This window comes from Hyphococcus sp., from assembly GCF_041986965.1.
In the GTDB taxonomy this organism is placed as follows: domain Bacteria; phylum Pseudomonadota; class Alphaproteobacteria; order Caulobacterales; family Parvularculaceae; genus Hyphococcus.
Map to the genome: position 1 here is coordinate 830,724 of NZ_JBHIXB010000002.1, position 17,611 is coordinate 848,334.

13 protein-coding genes are annotated in these 17,611 nt (G+C 59.0%); 6 read left to right on the forward strand and 7 right to left on the reverse strand.

The window, feature by feature from the left end:
- Positions 1 to 1,188, forward strand: coding sequence for an aromatic ring-hydroxylating oxygenase subunit alpha (locus ACFC5L_RS12895; protein WP_375202524.1), 1,188 nt, complete (start codon positions 1 to 3; stop codon positions 1,186 to 1,188).
- A gap of 91 nt (positions 1,189 to 1,279) precedes the next feature.
- On the opposite strand, the gene nhaC is transcribed toward ACFC5L_RS12895, so the two are convergent.
- From nhaC to ACFC5L_RS12915, 4 genes are read right to left on the reverse strand one after another with little or no spacing between them, the layout of a single operon-like run.
- Positions 1,280 to 2,746, reverse strand: coding sequence for a Na+/H+ antiporter NhaC (nhaC, locus tag ACFC5L_RS12900; protein WP_375202523.1), 1,467 nt, complete (start codon positions 2,744 to 2,746; stop codon positions 1,280 to 1,282).
- Positions 2,747 to 2,766: 20 nt separating this feature from the next.
- Positions 2,767 to 5,310: a CehA/McbA family metallohydrolase gene (locus tag ACFC5L_RS12905; RefSeq protein ID WP_375202522.1), complete on the reverse strand. Its 2,544-nt coding sequence runs from the start codon at positions 5,308 to 5,310 to the stop codon at positions 2,767 to 2,769.
- Positions 5,307 to 5,816, reverse strand: a complete 510-nt coding sequence (locus ACFC5L_RS12910; protein ID WP_375202521.1) for a GNAT family N-acetyltransferase — start codon at positions 5,814 to 5,816, stop codon at positions 5,307 to 5,309. The genes ACFC5L_RS12905 and ACFC5L_RS12910 overlap by 4 nt, the downstream gene beginning before the upstream one ends.
- A gap of 3 nt (positions 5,817 to 5,819) precedes the next feature.
- A complete protein-coding gene (locus ACFC5L_RS12915; protein ID WP_375202520.1) occupies positions 5,820 to 6,797 on the reverse strand; it encodes a BKACE family enzyme in 978 nt (325 codons plus the stop codon).
- 78 nt (positions 6,798 to 6,875) lie between these two features.
- Here ACFC5L_RS12915 and ACFC5L_RS12920 point away from each other — a divergent pair, with 78 nt between their 5' ends.
- Genes ACFC5L_RS12920 through ACFC5L_RS12935 form a run of 4 tightly spaced genes read left to right on the forward strand, consistent with a single transcriptional unit; the run spans position 6,876 to position 12,304 of the window.
- A complete protein-coding gene (locus ACFC5L_RS12920; protein ID WP_375202519.1) occupies positions 6,876 to 7,889 on the forward strand; it encodes a LysR family transcriptional regulator in 1,014 nt (337 codons plus the stop codon).
- Between the two features lie 17 nt (positions 7,890 to 7,906).
- The gene (locus ACFC5L_RS12925) at positions 7,907 to 9,286 is read left to right on the forward strand and encodes an aminotransferase family protein (protein WP_375202518.1); all 1,380 of its coding nucleotides are present in this window, start codon (positions 7,907 to 7,909) and stop codon (positions 9,284 to 9,286) included.
- A 3-nt stretch (positions 9,287 to 9,289) separates the two neighbouring features.
- The gene (locus tag ACFC5L_RS12930; RefSeq protein WP_375202517.1) at positions 9,290 to 10,318 is read left to right on the forward strand and encodes a histone deacetylase family protein; all 1,029 of its coding nucleotides are present in this window, start codon (positions 9,290 to 9,292) and stop codon (positions 10,316 to 10,318) included.
- Between the two features lie 15 nt (positions 10,319 to 10,333).
- Complete coding sequence (locus ACFC5L_RS12935; protein ID WP_375202516.1) at positions 10,334 to 12,304, forward strand: S9 family peptidase; 1,971 nt, start codon at positions 10,334 to 10,336, stop codon at positions 12,302 to 12,304.
- A 3-nt stretch (positions 12,305 to 12,307) separates the two neighbouring features.
- On the opposite strand, the gene ACFC5L_RS12940 is transcribed toward ACFC5L_RS12935, so the two are convergent.
- Together ACFC5L_RS12940 and ACFC5L_RS12945 are read right to left on the reverse strand one after the other, a co-directional pair.
- On the reverse strand, positions 12,308 to 13,453 hold the full coding sequence (locus ACFC5L_RS12940; RefSeq protein ID WP_375202515.1) for a DmpA family aminopeptidase: 1,146 nt from the start codon (positions 13,451 to 13,453) through the stop codon (positions 12,308 to 12,310).
- 7 nt (positions 13,454 to 13,460) lie between these two features.
- Positions 13,461 to 14,759 carry a Xaa-Pro dipeptidase gene (locus ACFC5L_RS12945; RefSeq protein ID WP_375202514.1) on the reverse strand — a complete coding sequence of 433 codons (1,299 nt, stop codon included), beginning with the start codon at positions 14,757 to 14,759 and terminating at the stop codon, positions 13,461 to 13,463.
- Positions 14,760 to 14,876: 117 nt separating this feature from the next.
- On the opposite strand from ACFC5L_RS12945, the gene ACFC5L_RS12950 reads away from it, so the two are divergent.
- Positions 14,877 to 16,274 (forward strand): M20/M25/M40 family metallo-hydrolase, encoded by a 1,398-nt coding sequence (locus tag ACFC5L_RS12950; RefSeq protein WP_375202513.1) that lies wholly within the window; start codon positions 14,877 to 14,879, stop codon positions 16,272 to 16,274.
- Here ACFC5L_RS12950 and ACFC5L_RS12955 read toward each other — a convergent pair whose 3' ends face one another.
- Positions 16,275 to 17,561 (reverse strand): amino acid permease, encoded by a 1,287-nt coding sequence (locus ACFC5L_RS12955; protein WP_375203279.1) that lies wholly within the window; start codon positions 17,559 to 17,561, stop codon positions 16,275 to 16,277. It abuts the gene before it with no gap.
- Positions 17,562 to 17,611: the final 50 nt, after the last annotated feature.

The following is a 17,611-nucleotide window of genomic DNA, read 5'->3' on the forward strand; positions in this document are numbered from 1 at the left end:
ATGAGCCAGACAGCAGAACAGCACGCGAAACCAAAACTGGTCGCAGATCAGGACGCCCAGAGCCTGCCCGCCTGGACCTATTATGACCAGGACTTCTTCGAGCTGGAGCGAGAGAAAATCTTTCTGCCTGCCTGGCACCTTGTGGGCCATGAAAATGACCTTCAGGACGTTGGCGATTATCTGACCTTCAAAATGTATAACGAGATCGCCTTTGTCGTGCGCGGCAAGGACGGTGAGATTCGCGGCTTTCACAATGTCTGCCGCCACCGCGCGGCGCGGATGGTCGACGGCGACTATGGCAATTGCGGACGCAATCTTGTGTGCCCCTATCACGCCTGGACCTACCAGCTCGACGGCACGCTGACCGGCGTTCCCTATCTTGAGCAATATGAGAATTTCGACAAAGCCGAACACGGGCTGACGCCGGTCGAGGTCGACAGTTTCGCCGGCTTCGTTTTCCTTCGTTTCATTCCCGGCGGCCCGTCACTGAAAGAGTATCTGGCGCCGGTTGCGGAAGAATTCGCTCTCTACAAGACGAAAGAGATGAAGCCGCTTCGCCAGCCGGGCGGACGCCTGCGCGAAGTAAACTGGAAAAACGCCACGGATAATTATGTGGATGCGCTTCATATTCCGATCGCCCATGACGGGCTCCACGGACTTCTCGGCTCCAGCTACAAGCTGACGATTGATCGCGGCGTTCACAAGATTTTCAGCCAGGTGGAAACCAAGCAAATGTCGCTGCCCTCCAACCGGGCCTATCGCAAAATTCTGCCCTCTGTGGATCACCTGCCCGAAGACCGCCAGCATATGTGGACCTATTACAAACTCTGGCCGAATCTGATGTTCGATTTCTATGCGGACCAGATTGATTTCATGCAGTTCATTCCGCTGACGCCGACCACCTGCATCCTGCGCGAAAGCGCCTATGCGCTGGATGACGACCGGCGCGAAATGAAGCTGGCGCGCTATCTCAACATCCGCATTAATCGCAATGTGAACCGCGAGGACAAGGATCTCATTGAGCGCGTTCAGGACGGCATGGGGTCCTTAAGCTTCGCCCAAGGCCCGCTCGGCACGTCTGAAATCTGTTTGCGCCACTTCGCCAAGGCGATGCGCGAAGCGATCCCGGTCGCAAAGTCGCGCGAGAAACCCTCGGCTGACAAGATACGCGAAGCGTTTAACGCGTAAGCCAAAGCGTGTTGCGCATAAGTGGCCACCGGTTATGCGCAAAAGACACGCGATAAAATAAAAATCTAAAGCATGTCGACTAAGACATGCTTCAAACAGCGGCGCCTTCGGGCGCCGTTTTCTTTTGCCTCACCAGTGCTATGCCGAAAAACCCGTAAAGAATAGCGAGCGTCGGGTTCAAAAGATTCATAAAGGCGTAAGGCAAATAATCGAGCGTCGGCACGCCGAGCGCCCCCGCCATGAAGACGCCGCAAGTTGTCCAGGGCACAAGCGCCGACGTCATGGTGCCGGCGTCTTCCACGGTGCGCGAAAGATTGACCGGCGCCAGTCCGCGCTTTTCATATTCCTTCGCATACATACGCCCCGGAATGATGATCGCCATATATTGCGTGGCGGAGAAAATATTCATGGCGATGGCGCTGAACACCGTCGCCGTCACCAGCGAGCCGATGCCGCGAATGCGTTTCAGGAGGGGCGCGGTCAGCCTCTCAAGCAAGCCCGTCGCTTCCATGGATGCAGCGAAACTCAAGGCCGCAATCACCATCCAGATGATTGTCATCATGCTCGCCATCCCGCCGCGTGTCAGAAGACGGTCGAGTTCAGCGACGCCGAGATTCGACTGAAATCCTGTGGCCAGCGCCTGCCACACGCCTTTCACCATCGCCGCGACATAGGGCAACTCCCCCGCTGGATCGGCGAAAGCACGCACAATCTCCGGCTGGCGAATGATGGCGACAAGCCCGCCAAGCAGCGCGCCAATTGCAATCGTCGGATAAGGCGGAAACTTTCGAATGGCCAGAATGAAGACGGCGGCGAGCGGCAGCATGGTCAGGGGACCGAGATCATAGGACGCTCTCAACGTCTCCCGCGTTTGCTCGATCACTTCCACCGGCGCCGCCTCGCCGCTCTGCGTCAGTGAAAACCCGGCGAAGATCAGCGTCGCGATGAGCAGCGACGGAATCGTTGTCGTGAGCATATGACGCACATGATCGAAGAGATTGACGCCGACAATCGCCGCCGCAAGATTTGTCGAATCCGACAGGGGCGATAGCTTGTCGCCGAAATAAGACCCGCCGATCACGGCGCCCGCTGTGACCTCCGGCGATAATCCCATAATCGTCGCTGCGCCCACAAGCGCGAGCCCCACCGTGCCGGCAGTCGTCCACGAGGAGCCGATGGAAACGGAAACGCAGGCGCAAATGATGGCGGCGGCAGGATAAAACCATTGCGGGCTGATCATGCCGAGCCCGTAATAGATCATTGCCGGAGCCGTGCCCGACATCATCCATGCGCCAATCAGCGCGCCGACGGCAAGAAGGATAAGCGAGGCAGGCACGGCGCGCGAAACGGAGCGCACCACCGCTTCTTCAAGCGTTGACCATTTGATGCCGTGAAAAAGACCAATGATGTTGGCGGCGGCGGCGGCGGCAAGCAGCGCAATCTGCGCCGGACCGGCTGCGGACGCGTCGCCGAACAGCCACACGGCCATTCCCATGAGTGCGATCAGAACAAACGCCGGAATAAGCGCGACAGCGAACGGGATTGGCTTGGGCGTCATGTCGGCTCCTCTCACCCCGCTCAGCGGCGTTTTTCGAATTCCCGGCGCGCTTTCCTGAGATTGGCGAGAACGGCGGCGCGCTCTTCATCCGTGTTGTAGGAGCCTTCCTCCGCAACGCAGGTCAACTTGTCGATCCAGGCGATGAAATGATCGGCCGCCGCGCGTGAGCGCACCGGCTTGCCGCCTACCGTCACATAGATCGGCGACGTCGTCGCGAAAGGGTAATTGTCGAGGACATAAGGCGACGCCGTTTTCGAATAGGCGCGCAAGGTCACCCAGGCGCTTTCCTCCAGCTTCATCTCTCCCTCATAGGAGGCGGACATGCGGTCGCCGGAGAGCGGAATGGATTGGGCGACTTCGCCATTGACGATGAGATCGAGGCTATCGACCGGCGCAATGGAAGACAATGCCGCCTTGAAGTTCAGCGTGTGAACGCCTTTGCCTTTTTTAAGCTCCGCCCCCGGCCCGGCGCCGTCGAGTGTCAGCATGACCAGCGGACCGTTTGTGGCGATGCTGTTTCCGGCTTTAAGACCGGCAAGCCATGTCGTGACTTCTTCTCCGGGGTCTCCAGAATCCACTGCTTTCACCAGCGTTCGATTTTGCCCGAGCGGCCCGCGCAAGGACGAATAATTCGTCATGGCGTCAGTGCCGCCAGCCGCCGGAATACGCAGCCCGGTGTTCAACAGCTTGTGCCAGACGCTTTCCGTCGTCAGCGGATCGGCGAAGCCGACAATTTCGAGATAATCGAGCTTGCCCAATGCGGCGTTCACGGGCAGCGTATGGGAAAGCTTGCGGTCGGAAGCCGGCTCAGGCGCGGGCGGATCAAAAGGGTGCACATAACCAACCAACGCGCCTTGCGCGTGAGCCATATCCGCGACCGCCGCATTGTCGGGATAATAGCTGTGCAGCGCGGTCTTCGGATAGGCGACATAGTCGCCAAGCAGGTAGTGCTGCTTCAGTCCGAGCAGGCCCAGATGCCCCCACAGACTGGTGTGATATTCCTGCGCATGGAGGATCGTCGCATCCGTTCCTTCAGGACTGAACGGTTCCGGCGTGAAATCCTCAACATTGGGAATGCGCTGTTCCTTATTGACGATCAGGTTGAAAACAAGATCGAGGTCTTCGGCGTCCGCCTGTTGCGCCAGCCTCGCAGGCGTCATGCGATAAACCCCGCCATAATTCATATGGACATGAACATCGGCGGAGCGCCAACCATCAAATGCTGTGGCGTTGGGCAAGAGGTCCGGCGTTATCGTGTCAACGCTGGTTTTTCCCTTGGCGACAGCGACGGACGCCTCAACGACTTCATGACGAAAGCCGCGCCAGACCGTAATCTTTGTGTCACCGACAGGCGCGACCACGAATGAGTCACCGTCAGTATGAAAATACATAGTCTCAGCCGACGCTTCAGCGCGGTCATAATAGTCATCCGCATGAATCATGGCGCCGTCCGGTGCGTAATAGCGGTCGTCCGCGCCCATGATGGAAATCCGCGCCGGCGCCGGTTGCCCCTTCTCGTCGAGGATGCGCAATTGCACCGCGCCCATGGGTTGCGCGTAGCGTTTTTCTTCGACCATCAGTTTTTCTCTGGCGCCGCTCGTCATGTCCTGAATGATGATCTCACCGGTCCCGCTCTCATTGGAGACATAGGCAATGCGCTTTCCGTCGGGCGACCAGCGCGCGGTGTCAATGTCATAATCACCGTAGGAAAAAGCGAGCGGATAGCCGCCAGGCTCCGCATGAGTAATCCAGAGCTGATGCCATTGGCGTCGCTCGAAAGATGAAAACGCAATGCGCTTTCCGTCCGGAGACCAGTCGGGCCGCATGCGCCAGGCGGTTTCCTCATTGACCAGCATCTCGGCCGGCGCCGACAGGTCGACCGGCTGACGGTAGAGCGCGCCGGTTCCGTAACCGATTTCCGGATTGGCGATGAACGCAAGCGTCTTCCCGTCCGGCAACCATGTGGGGCTCAACTCATGATCCACTTGCGCATAATAATAGCGCGGCGTTTCGCTGATGCGTTCTTCTCGCCAGCGTTTGCTTTTCCAGACGCCGCCTTCGAGGGATGCAATGGCGATATGGAAATGGCCGGTCTCGTCCGTCGTCACATAGGCGATGCGCTTTCCGTCCGGCGACCAGCGCGGTTCGAGATTGACGGCGCCGTTTTCGGTCAGTTTTGTTTCCCGCCCTGAACGCAGATCGCGGATAACGATCTCATAGGCGTCATTCAGATAGCGCGTGAAAACAATGCGGCGTCCGTCAGGAGATACATCTGGCTGATACTCATATCCGTCGCCGGTCGTCAGTTGATGCGCCGTGTCATCCCCGATCCGCTGGCGCCACAGCCGCCCCTGCATGGAATAGACGAGGCTTTTTCCATCCGCCGTCCAGTCAAGAGACGACGGTCCGCTGGTCAGATGCGGCACATACATTTCACGCCAGTAGTAATTATGGGGAACCTTGACCTGTTTCATCACCGGTTCGCGGACTTCGGCCTGAACCGGCGACGTGAGGGTCAACGCCGACAGAACCGCCAGAACGCCAAGCCGCAAATACCCGATCATGTGTCATCCCCTTTGCCGCGCGAACTCTGGGCCGCACCCTTCCCGAAGGCGTCATCCGTCAGCATGAAGATACGATCGCGATGAGCTTCGGCGAATCCAAGCCGTTCATAAAAGCGCGCAGCGTCATGATTGTCTGAATCAACGGCGAGGCGCAGATAAACAGCGCTCATTTCTTTTGCTTCCCGTGTGAGCGCATCAATAAGCTCTTTACCGACGCCGCGCCCGCGCGCTTCTGGCTTCACGTAAATATCCTGTAGATAAATCCCGCGACGCCCGCGCCAGGTTGAAAATTCGGGAAAGAAAATCGCAAGCCCCATAACGGCCCCGTCGATCTCGGCGACAAGCGCCTGAAAGGCGGGCTCGGCGCCAAAACCATATTTCGTGACGTCTTCAATGGTCAGCACCTGCGCAGGACCATGCGCCTCCAGCGCCAGCGCGGCGATCATCGCCTGTATCTCAGCCGCGTCCCCAAGTTTCGCCGCGCGTATGAAAACGTCCTTCGCCATCCGCTAGAAATTGACCTTGTTCCGGCCCTTCAACGCAAGCATAGAACGCGTTTCATCGGGGCTCGCCGGTTCAAGTCCCAGATCCTCGATGATGCGCCGGATCTTCGCAACCTGCTGGGCGTTCGAATCCGCCAGAACCCCCGGCGCAATGGAAAGATTGTCTTCCAGGCCCACCCGGACATTGCCGCCCATAATGGCGCCCATGGTCGCCATGGCCATCTGCTTTCCACCGGCCGCCAGCACGGAAAAATGATAGTCGCCCGGAATAACCCGGTCGGCGAGAGTTTTCATGGCGACAAGATTTTCAGGGCTCGCTCCGGCGCCGCCAAGGACGCCCAGCACGAATTGAAGATAAAGCGGTCCTTTGATGAGGCCTTTCTTCACATAAAACCCAAGCGTTTCGATCTGGCCAAGGTCGTAGCATTCAAATTCGAATTTGGCGCCGCGCCCTTCCCCAAGATCTTCAATGATCGTCTCAATGTCTTCGAACGTATTTTTGAAAACAGTGCGACGCGTCGCCTCAAGCAACTCCGGCTCCCAATTATGTTTCCACCCGGAATATTTATCGAGCATCGGGAACGTGCCGAAATTCATGGACCCCATATTCAGCGAGCACATCTCCGGCGCCATCTCCCGCGCCGGCGCAAGACGCGCATCAAGCGCCATCACCGAACTTCCGCCGGTCGAAATATTGATGATCGCGTCGGTCTCTTTCGCGATCTTTTCAAGGAATGGACGAAAATGATCGGGCTCGGCGCTGGGCCTGCCCGTCTCCGGGTCGCGGGCGTGAAGATGGATGATGGCCGCGCCCGCCTGCGCCGCCGCGATTGACGCCTCGGCGATCTCCTCGGCCGTCACCGGCAGCGCCCCGCTCATGGTCGGTGTATGGATAGACCCCGTCACGGCGCAGGTGATGACCACCTTGCGGCCGGGAAAACCGCGAGTTTGTGCTGCCGAAACGCCGTTTCCTGAATTTTTCATATTGCCTGAACGCACCCTTTTCAGGCATTCTGTCAATCAATGGAGCGGTTTTCAATTATAGTATAAAGGAATGAAGTTATGACGCCGGGGCACGAAGCGGCCTTCACGCGGGACGAGGAAGACCTCGCCTGGCGGCTCGACTGGAACCTCTTGCGCTCCTTCATGGTAATCATGGATGTGGGCAGCATCACCGAGGCCGCGCGCCGGCTCGATCTGAAGCAACCCACAGTGTCGAACGCGCTGCGCCGCCTTGAGGAAACCCTTGGCCGCCGGCTCATTGAACGCGGCCCCCGCAGTTTTGAGCCGACCGCGCACGGTCAGGCGCTTTACGAGCAGGTGACGCAGATGTTCGGTTCGATCGAACGTCTCACCGCCATTCTCGAAGAAGAGATGGACGATGTCTCGGGCACCGTCTCCATCGCCATGGCGACCCATGTGACGACGCCGCTGGTCGATGAAACCCTGACCGAGTTTCAACAGCGCTATCCCAATACGACCATCTCCATCAACGTCAACTCAAGTCGCAACATCATCGACATGATCCGCGCCAAACGCTGCGGGCTTGGCGTCTGTCTTGTGCGCGAACAGGATGCCGCGCTCGACTATCATCATCTATTCAGTGAATATTTCGGCTTTTTCTGCGGACCGTCGCACCGTCTCTTTGGGCGGTCCGATCTGAGCGTTGAAGATTTGCACGGAGAGCGCAGCGTTTCTTTCGACACTGACAGGCTTGAAGACGTGCTTCGTCCGGTCGCTATCTTGCGTGAAGGCGCAGCCTTCGCTTCGCCGCCCGCGGGCGTTTCCAACAATCTCGAGGAAGTCCGCCGCATGTGCATCGCCGGGCTCGGCGTCGCAGCGCTGCCGGTTCATGTGATGGAGCGCGATGTGCGCGACGGCCTGCTCTGGCGCCTGCCGCCCCATGACGGCGCGCCGGAGGTCGATATTTTCGCGGTCACCAATCCGGAAACCCATCTCAACCGCGCGGAACAGGAATTCGTCAAGATGCTGATCGCACGCATTGAAACGACGCCCCTGACGGAGCGTGTCTATGGCGCCGCCGGAGCGGCGCAAAAAAAATCCGCGCACGCCTGATTTCCAGAAGAGCCCTTATGCGCCCCGCCGCTGAAAACATGTTCAACTGGTCCAGGGAAGACCCATCGCATCTGTTTTATCAGACCGGCGGACGGCGCCCCTTCATCGCCCGCGCAGAAGGCGTTTACATCTGGGATCAACAGGGGCGGCGCTTTCTGGACGGCTCGTCCGGCGCCATGGTTTCCAATATCGGCCATGGCAACGCCCGCGTGCTTGAGGCCATGCGCGCGCAGATGAATGCAACCACCTTCGGCTATCGCCTGCATTTCGAAAATGAACCGGCGGAGCGCCTCGCCTCGGTGTTGTCAAAACTGGCGCCGACAGGGCTCGACCGGGTGTTCTTTGCGTCCGGCGGATCGGAAGCGGTTGAAAGCTGCATCAAGCTGGCGCGGCAATATGCGATCGCGAAAGGCGAGCCGAAACGCACCCAGGTGATCTCGCGTTTTCCCTCCTATCACGGCTCTACTTTCGGCGCCCTCGCCGTCACCGGCTATGCGCCGTTGAACGACCCTTTTGCACCGATGATCCGTGAAATGCCGAAAATCCCGGCGCCCACAGCCTATCTCGACCGGGACAATCTTAGCGACGAAGCGCGCGGCTGCCGCTATGCCGACATGCTGCGCGACAAAATCGAAGAGACCGGCCCTGAAAATGTGCTCGCCTTTATCATGGAGCCTGTGGGCGGCGCCTCCACCGGCGCCCTCGTCGCGCCGGACAGCTATTACCAGCGCATTCGCGACATCTGCGACGACTATGGCGTGCTCCTGATCTATGACGAAGTGATGACCGGCGTCGGGCGCACCGGGACATTTCTCGCCGCTGAACATTGGGGGCAGTCGCCGGACATCATCGCGCTCTCAAAAGGTCTCGGCGCCGGTTATGTTCCGCTCGGCGCCATGATCGCCCGGCGCGATATTGTCGACGCTGTCGTGAGCGGCGGCGGTTTCATGCATGGCTACACCTATGCAGGCAACCCCCTCGCCTGCGCCGCCGGGCTCGCCGTCATACAGGAAATTTTCGACGCGGACCTGATGGCGAACACGGCGCATATCGGCGCGCTTTTGAAGCGGCGGCTCGAAGACCTGATGACGGAATTTCCATTCATTGGCGATGTCCGCGGTAAAGGCCTTCTCCTCGCTTTCGAACTTGTCGCCGACCGCGAAACCATGACGCCGCTGGCGAAAGAGCTGAACGTTTTCGCCAAGCTGGTTGAATACGCTTATGAGGAGCAACTCATCATCTATTCCCGGCGCACGCGCGGCGGTCATGAAGGCGATCACTTTCTCATCTGTCCGCCCATGGTGACAAATGAAACCCATGTGGACGAAATCATGGAGAAACTGACGAAATCGCTTCACCGGCTCGCCGCCGATCTGAAACTCCCCGTCAACGGATAGATCATGAAAGCCGTCCTCGCCGAAAAAGAACAAAAACGACATTATCCGCCGCCTTATCTCGTCAACGGCGTCATGCAGCCGAACCCGGAAACGCCAGAACGTATCGCCATGCTGCGCAGCGGCGCCGAACAAGCGGGCTGCGAGATCGTGCGGCCAGAAAATTATGGCGAAGAACCGATCCTCGCCGCCCACACGCAGCGTTACCTGACCTTTCTCGAGCGCGCCCATGAACGCTGGTCGCGCATCAAGGGCGCGTCGGAAGCTGTGACGCCGAACATTCATCCCATTCACCGGCACGGCTATCCGGCCTCTGTGGTCGCTCAAGCCGGCTGGCACATGATTGACGCCTCCGCGCCGATTTCAACGGAAACATGGGAGAGCGCACAATGGAGCGCCTGGACCGCCGCCCACGCCGCCGAACTGGTTCTCGGCGGAGAGAATGCGGCCTACGCGCTTTGCCGCCCACCCGGCCATCATGCGGGCGCGGAGACCGCCGGTGGCTTTTGTTATCTCAGCAACTCGGCGATCGCCGCCTGCGCCTTGCACAAGTCCTATGATCGTGTGGCGATCCTCGATGTGGATCTTCATCACGGCAACGGCACGCAGGATATTTTTTATGAGCGCGGCGATGTCCTGACCGTTTCCATCCACGCCGATCCGGTGCGGTTCTATCCGTTCTTCTGGGGCTATGGGGACGAGACCGGCGGCGGCGCAGGCGAAGGCTGCAACCTGAACCTTCCTTTGCCGCGCGGGAGCAATGACGCCGCGTTCATGGAAGCGCTGTCACAAGGGCTGAAGAAGGTCCAGTCGTTCAAACCGGACGCCCTCGTCATCGCCCTTGGTCTCGACGCCTTTGAAGGCGACCCGATCGCGGGCCTCGCCGTCACCACCGGCGGGTTCGCCCGCATCGGCGAAGCGATCGGCGCCGCCTTAAAACTTCCGACAGTCCTTGTTCAGGAAGGCGGTTATCCTTGCGACGACCTCGGAACCAATCTGTCCTCATTCCTCGGCGGATATGAAAGCCGGCGCTGATCTATGGAAGCCTTCATGCGCATAATCTATATTGTGATTTTCATTTCCTTCGTCACACCGGCTCTTGCGCAGGAGAAAAAACCGCTTGGCGTCGAGGACATGCACAAAATCGCCGACATCACCGAACCGGTTTTTTCACCGGATGGCGAATTGATCGCTTACACCCTTTCGACTCACAATCTCGATATAGACGCCACCGTCAGCGATATCTGGCGCGTCTCCTGGGACAGCCAGCAGGAACAACTCACCAAAACGCCGGAGATCAGCGAATGGGCGCCCGCTTATGGCGGCGACATCATCGCTTTTTTGAGCGACGGCGCGGAAGAAGAAGAAACGCAAATTTTCGTCATGCCGGCGGCGGGCGGCAAGGCGCGACAGGTGACAAGGATCAAGGGTGGCGTTTCAGAATTCGCCCTCTCCCCTGATGGAACAACGCTGATCGTCGCCGCCGAAGTCGGCGCAACGGTCGGCGCCGACGCCGACAAACCGCTTCCCATCGTCATCAACCGGTTCGGGTTCAAGGATGACGCGCGGGGATATATCGACGACCGGCGCATTCATTTCTTTCGCGTCGATGTTGAAAGTGGCGAGACCCAACAGATCACCGATGGCGGCGCGGATTATTTCTCTCCTGTCTGGGCGCCGGACGGCTCGCAGATCGCTTTCGTCACGAAACGGCGAGAGCGCGAAGACCGCCATTTTGACTTTGACGTCTTTATCATGGCGCCGGTCAAAGGCGCCGAGCCCCGCAAAATATCCACCTATGAAGGGTCGGACGCCGACCCGGACACCTGGGCGCGCCCGCGCTGGTCGCCGGACGGCAAGAAACTTGTCTGGCTGCAAATGGGCGAAGACAAGTGGATCTATTACTCACCCTTCGAACTCACCGTCGCCGATCTCGAGACTGGCGAGGTGAAGCCGCTCGCGCGCATTGATCGCTGGTTCTATTCCCCGCAATGGGGCGAAGATTCAAAAACTGTCTACGCGCTGATCGAACAGGATCGCGACACATGGGCGGCGAAGATCGATGTCGACACCGGGGAGATTACTTATCTGACGCAAGGCGCGCGCTTTGCTTTCGATCTTGCCGTCGCGCGAGACGGCCGCGTTGCGGTGCTCGATGGCGGTGCGAGCGAACCTTATCAACTGGCCGCCATCGACAATGGACGGCGCGCCATGACGACACATAATGACTGGCTGAAAACACGCCGCCTTGCAAAAACCCGCGACGTTTCCTTCAACAGCGGCAAGGAGGAAATTCACGGCATCCTGATGCTGCCGCTCGATTATGAGGAAGGAAAACAATATCCCCTGATCGCTCGTCTTCATGGCGGCCCCGTCTATCAATTCAGCCATGAATTCATGGTCGACTGGCAGCTTTACGCGGCGAACGGATACGCCGTGCTCGCGGTCAACCCGCGCGGATCGTCAGGCCGCGGATTTGATTTCGCCAGAGCGATCTATGGCGATTGGGGCAATGTCGACGTGAAGGATATTTCCGCCGGCATCGATCATGTGATCGAACTCGGGGTCGCAGATCCGGAACGCATCGGCGTCGGCGGCTGGAGTTATGGCGGCATTCTGACCAATTACATGATCGCCAGCGACAAGCGTATCAAGGCGGCGGTCAGCGGCGCGGGCATGTCAAACTTTCTGGGTGGCTATGGCGTCGATCAATATGCGCTCGAATATGAATTCGAAGTGGGCCTGCCCTGGCGCGACCGGAAAGCCTATGAGCGTATCTCCTACCCGTTCTTTCATGCAGACCGGATCACAGCGGCGACGCAGTTCCAGTGCGCCGGCGCAGATGAAAATGTTCCCTGCGTCGGCGCGGAGCAGATGTATCAGGCGCTACGCTCGCTTGAGCGCGAAACTGAGCTTGTCATCTATCCTGGCGAGGATCACGGGCTGACGCGCCCGAGTTTTATCAAGGACAGGATGCAGCGCACTCTCGACTGGTATGACAACTATCTGAAAGCGGAGTGAGGCCTACTCCGCAAGCCTTCCATAGTCTTTCAGCACTTCGCGCAGTTGTTCATGATTGATGGCGACGGCGCGATGCCCCTGATCGCCGGTCAAATCGCGCGCGGCGACCATGGCGTTTACAATGGCCTCCTCTGTCGCGCGGACGGTCGCGAGAAAGAGATCGTCCATCGCCTCGAAGCCAACCGAGGATACATCCGAGACCGGCGTTTCTTTGCGCATCGTCTCTTCTGCTGTCGAAAACGCGATAAAAATATCGCCTGAGCCGTTGCCGGCATAGCTTCCCATGCGTGCAAGGCCGAGCGAGGCGCGTCTCGCCATCCGCTTTAATTGATGCGGCAATAAGGGCGCGTCAGTGGCGACGACGATGATGATCGACCCCGTATCACCCTGGGGTTCGTCATAGGCGAGATTGTCCGTCAGATGTTCGCCCACAGGAACGCCGGCGATCTTGAGTTCGCTGCGCACGCCATAATTCGCCTGCACAAGAACGCCAACCGTGTATTCCCCGCCGCGAATTTCAACCTTGCGCGAGGACGTGCCGATCCCGCATTTGAATTCATGGCAGATCATGCCTGTGCCGCCGCCGACATTGCCCTCGGCGACCGGGCCCGCTTTCGCGCTTTCAATCGCACTGGCGGCATGTTTTGACGTTACGTGAAAGCCGTTAATATCATTCAAATGCCCGTCCCAGGTTTCGGCGACGACCGGCAGCGACCACCAATAGCCCGTGGCATCGGGCCCATCCTGTTTCACCCGCCATCGGATAACGCCTTCATGAACGGCGCCGACGCTGTGGGTGTTGGTGATCATCACCGGACCTTCGAGATAACCAGACTCTTCGACCCAGTGGGACCCGGTCATCTCGCCATTGCCGTTGAGCGCGAAAACACCTGCATAGACGCGGTCATCCAACGTCTTGTCCCCACGCGGCAGGATCGCCGTGACGCCGGTGCGAACCGCACGCCCTCCGCGCAGATCCTTCATGATGGTTTCATGCCCCACCATTACGCCATCAACATCGGTGATGGCGTTCAGGGGACCCGGCGTTCCGTCAAAAGGCACGCCAAGATCGCGCGCGCGCGGCGCGTCATCTGCATGAGCAGTTGCGAGTTGCGCCAACGCCGCGACGAGAAAGAAGAGATGTTTCATAAACCGCCTATTTGCAATGAACTTCCCGGCCGCCTTTGATGACGCCTTTTACGTGAGAAAGGATCGAGATGTCTTCGAGCGGATCGCCTTCAACGGCGATCATATCGGCGTACCGGCCGGCGGATAATGCGCCTGTATCCTTCTCCCAGCCGAGAAGCGCCGCCGAATGCAGCGTCGCGGACTGAATGGCGCGCATGGGTCTCATCCCGTAGCGAACCATATATGGCATTTGCTTCGCATTATCTCCATGCGGATAAACGCCTGAGTCCGTGCCATAGGCGATCTTGACGCCCATCCTGACCGCTTTTCTGAAAACCTCGCGCTGCGTGTCTGTAGTGTCGCGGTTTTTCTGCATGGTTTCTTCGGGCCAGTCTTCCGCCGTTCCGACTTCATTGATGTAATCGCCATTATAGATATCGGCGACGAGAAAGACGCCCCGCGATTTCATCATGCGCAACGCCTCGTCGTCCAGAAGCGATCCGTGTTCGATGGAATCGACCCCTGCGCGCACCGCCATCTTCGCGCCTTCAGCGCCATGAGCATGGGCGGTCACTTTCTTCCCGTATTTTTTCGCCTCACCGACAATAGCCCGCATTTCTTCTTCAGAAAGTTCGGGCAGACCCGGATCGGTCCCCACCGTAAGAACCGCGCCTGTCGCAATCATTTTCAAAAGATCGACCCGATGCTGAAGAAACTCCCGCGCTTTCTGACGCGCATCCTCCGGACCGCGCACGACGCCGCGCGTCATATCCTCCGGCGCCTTGGCGTCATAGGCGAGACCCGTAATCGCGCCGCCGCCGCCGGGAATGGTGAAATAGCCGCCGGCGACCGCCATGCGCGGTCCTTCAACATCGCCGCGATTGATGGCGTCGCGCAGGGCGACATCCGTAAAAGCCCGCCAGGAGCCAACGTCGCGCACGGTCGTAAATCCGGCGCAGAGCGTTTTCTTCGCATTGCCGGCGCCGGCCAGCACATCTTCCGCGCCTGTATATAAGAGCGGATCGATGATGCCGCCCTGAATATCGCCGACAAGATGCGTGTGCATATCCGCAAGCCCCGGCAGCACTGTATAGTGCGACCAATCGATAATCGCGACATCCTGCATCGGCGCGAAGGGCTTTACAGAAACAATTCGCCCGTCTCGCACCTCAATCAACTGGTCAGTGAGGACGGTTTCTTTTTCGACGTCGATAAGGCGTCCGGCCCGGATGAAGGCCGCTTCTTCCGCGTGAACAGTCATAGACGAGGCGAATGCCGCAATAGCGCAGAAGGCGGCGACGCCGCGGCCAATTTTTCTAACCATCATGCAAAAGCTTTCCTTTACCGGCGCATTTCGCGCTATAGTTTTACGATCCTACGCCTGCCCCGCAATACGAGGCAAGCGGCGAGCATCGCAACGCAGACCAACATAAAAGGGTGTTTCATGCGCAAACTTTCTCACGCCACGCTTTCGCTTTTCGTCAGCGCCCTGCCCTTCGCCGCCCATGCCGATGACACGCTCCTCACGCCGCCTGACATGACGGCGCAGGCGGTCGAGATGCTCGGCAAAACAATCTCGATTGAATCCGTCGAAGGCAAAGGCAATGTTCCCGCCGTCGCGGACTATATCGCCGCCGAATTGCGCAAAGGCGGCTTCGCCGCAGAAGATATTGTTATTGAGCGCGACGGCGAAACGGCGACCCTCATTGCAACCTATAAGGGGACCGGCGAGAAAGGACCGATCCTGCTTTCGGCCCATATGGATGTGGTCGGCGCCAACCCGGAAGACTGGACGCGCGATCCTTTCACGATGATTGAAGAGGACGGCTTCCTGTTCGGGCGCGGCGTCACCGATAACAAATTCGGCCTCACCATGATGGTGCAAACCCTTATCCGCCTGAAACAGGAAGGCTTCACGCCGAACCGCGATCTCATTCTTGCGCTTTCCGGCGACGAAGAAACCCAGATGAAAACAACGATGGCGCTCGCGGAAAAGTTGGAAGGCGCGGATATCGTCCTCAACAGCGATGGCGGCGGCGGCAGCCTTAGCGAAGACGGAGAGCCGGTCGCCTATTACCTTCAAGGCGCTGAGAAAACCTATGCCGACTATATGGTGACCTTCACCAATCCCGGCGGCCATTCGAGCCGGCCGCGCAAGGACAATGCGATTTACGATCTCGCCAAGGCGGCGCTCAACATTTCAGAATACGAATTTCCGGTCATGTGGAGCGACATCACGCGGGAAAGCTTCCGCCAGGCTGCGGCCCAGACCGGCGGAGCGCTTGGCGAGGCCATGGTCGATTTTGCAGAGAACCCTAAAAACAAGAAAGCGGTCAAAGTGCTTTCCGCTCAGTCTGAATATGCCGGCCAGTTGCGGACGACATGTGTTGCGACGCAGCTTGACGGCGGCCATGCCCCGAACGCCCTGCCCCAGCGCGCAGTCATGAACGTCAATTGCCGCATCTTCCCGGGCGTCGACCCTGCAGATGTTGAAGCAAGACTTGTGGAACTCATCGACAATCCTGACGCGACCATCGAACTGGCTGATGAGGTGCATTATTCCGACGCCTCACCCTTGCGCGACGATGTTGTGGCCGCCGTCAGGAAAGCCGTCGACCGGCGCTTTCCGGGCCTTCCCATTGTGCCCGAAATGTCGGCCGGCGCCTCCGACAGCCTTCACTTCCGCGCCCACGGGATCGACAGCTATGGCGTTTCCGGCATCTTCATGAAAGCGTCGGATATGTACGCCCATGGCCTGAATGAACGTGTGCCCGTGGCGACGATCGACGGCGCGCTGGACCATTGGCATACGCTCATCACAGAGCTTGCCGGCGGCGATTGATCAGCGGCTGGCCTTGCCGTTCTGCCAGCGGGTGAAGAAATAAACCGGCAGCCCGGCGAATAAGAGCGCCGTTCCCCACGCAACGGCCTCACCGCCGGCGCCGTAAATCGTCCAGATTGCATAGAGAACGGCGGCCGTCGCCGCCGCAAGCAGCAAGGGCGATGATTTCAGCCGTCCGGCGCGCTGAAGCTGAAGGGCGGAAAGCGCGCTGGCGAGGAACATGAACAGCGACGCTGTGGTGGACAGGAGCACAATGAAAGTGAAAAGCTCCGTCATGGACTTCGCGTAGTTCAGCATGACAATACCGGTCAGCAACAGACTCGACGTCACATGAGCGCGCACCGGCAGGCCGCGAGCGGATTCTTTCGCCAGCCAGCGCGGGAACACGCCGCCTTTGGCCATTGCGTAAGGCAATTCCCCCTGCACCATGATCCAGCCATTAAGCGCGCCAAAACCACTGATGGCGGCGAACAGCGCAACCAGCCTGCCGGCGTCAGAACTGAGATAAACGCTGACAAAATCTGCAAAGGGCGCATTGGACGCTGCGACATCATCTGCAGGCAGAAGAAGGATCACCGCCGAGCAGGAGAAAAGATAGATAATCCCGGCGAGGATCATACCGGTCATGGTGGCGCGCGGGATTGTTTTTGACGGATTCTCCACATGCTCTGCGGGCACGGTCGCGGATTCAAGCCCCAACAGCGCCCAGAGCGTCAGTGTCGCCGCCGCCGTCACGCTCGCAAGTTTGAAATCAACAAAACCGTTGAATTCGGGGATTATGGCCGGCTTGTCGCTGAAGCCCGAAAGCGCAAACCCGGCGAGGATAATAACCGCGATAAGCGGCATCAGCTTCAACACCGTCGTTACAAGCTGTACGGAGCCGGCGAGAAACGCCCCCCGGCAGTTGACTGCGGTGAGCGTCCAAATCGCCCCGCACGTAATCACGGCATGAAGACCGGTTGTATCGGCAATTTGCGGGAAGAACACGCTCAAATAGCTGACCGCGCCCGTCGCCACCGCTGCATTGCCGACCCAGATGGAAATCCAGTAGCTCCACGCCACCATAAAAGCTGGCGCCTGGCCAAAGGCCTCGCGCGCATAGGCGTAAGGTCCGCCCGCTTTCGGAAATGTTCGCGCCAGCGCCGCGAACACCGCCGCAAGGCAAACGCCGCCGGCGATCGTCATGACCCAGCCGGCGATCGCGCTCCACCCGAAAGGCGCCAGCGCCGCGGGCAACAGAAATACGCCAGAACCAATCATGTTGCCGACGACGAGCGCCGTCGCCATCCAGAAGCCAAGCGACTTATCCTGTTTGACGGGTTGGACGGCGGTTTGGG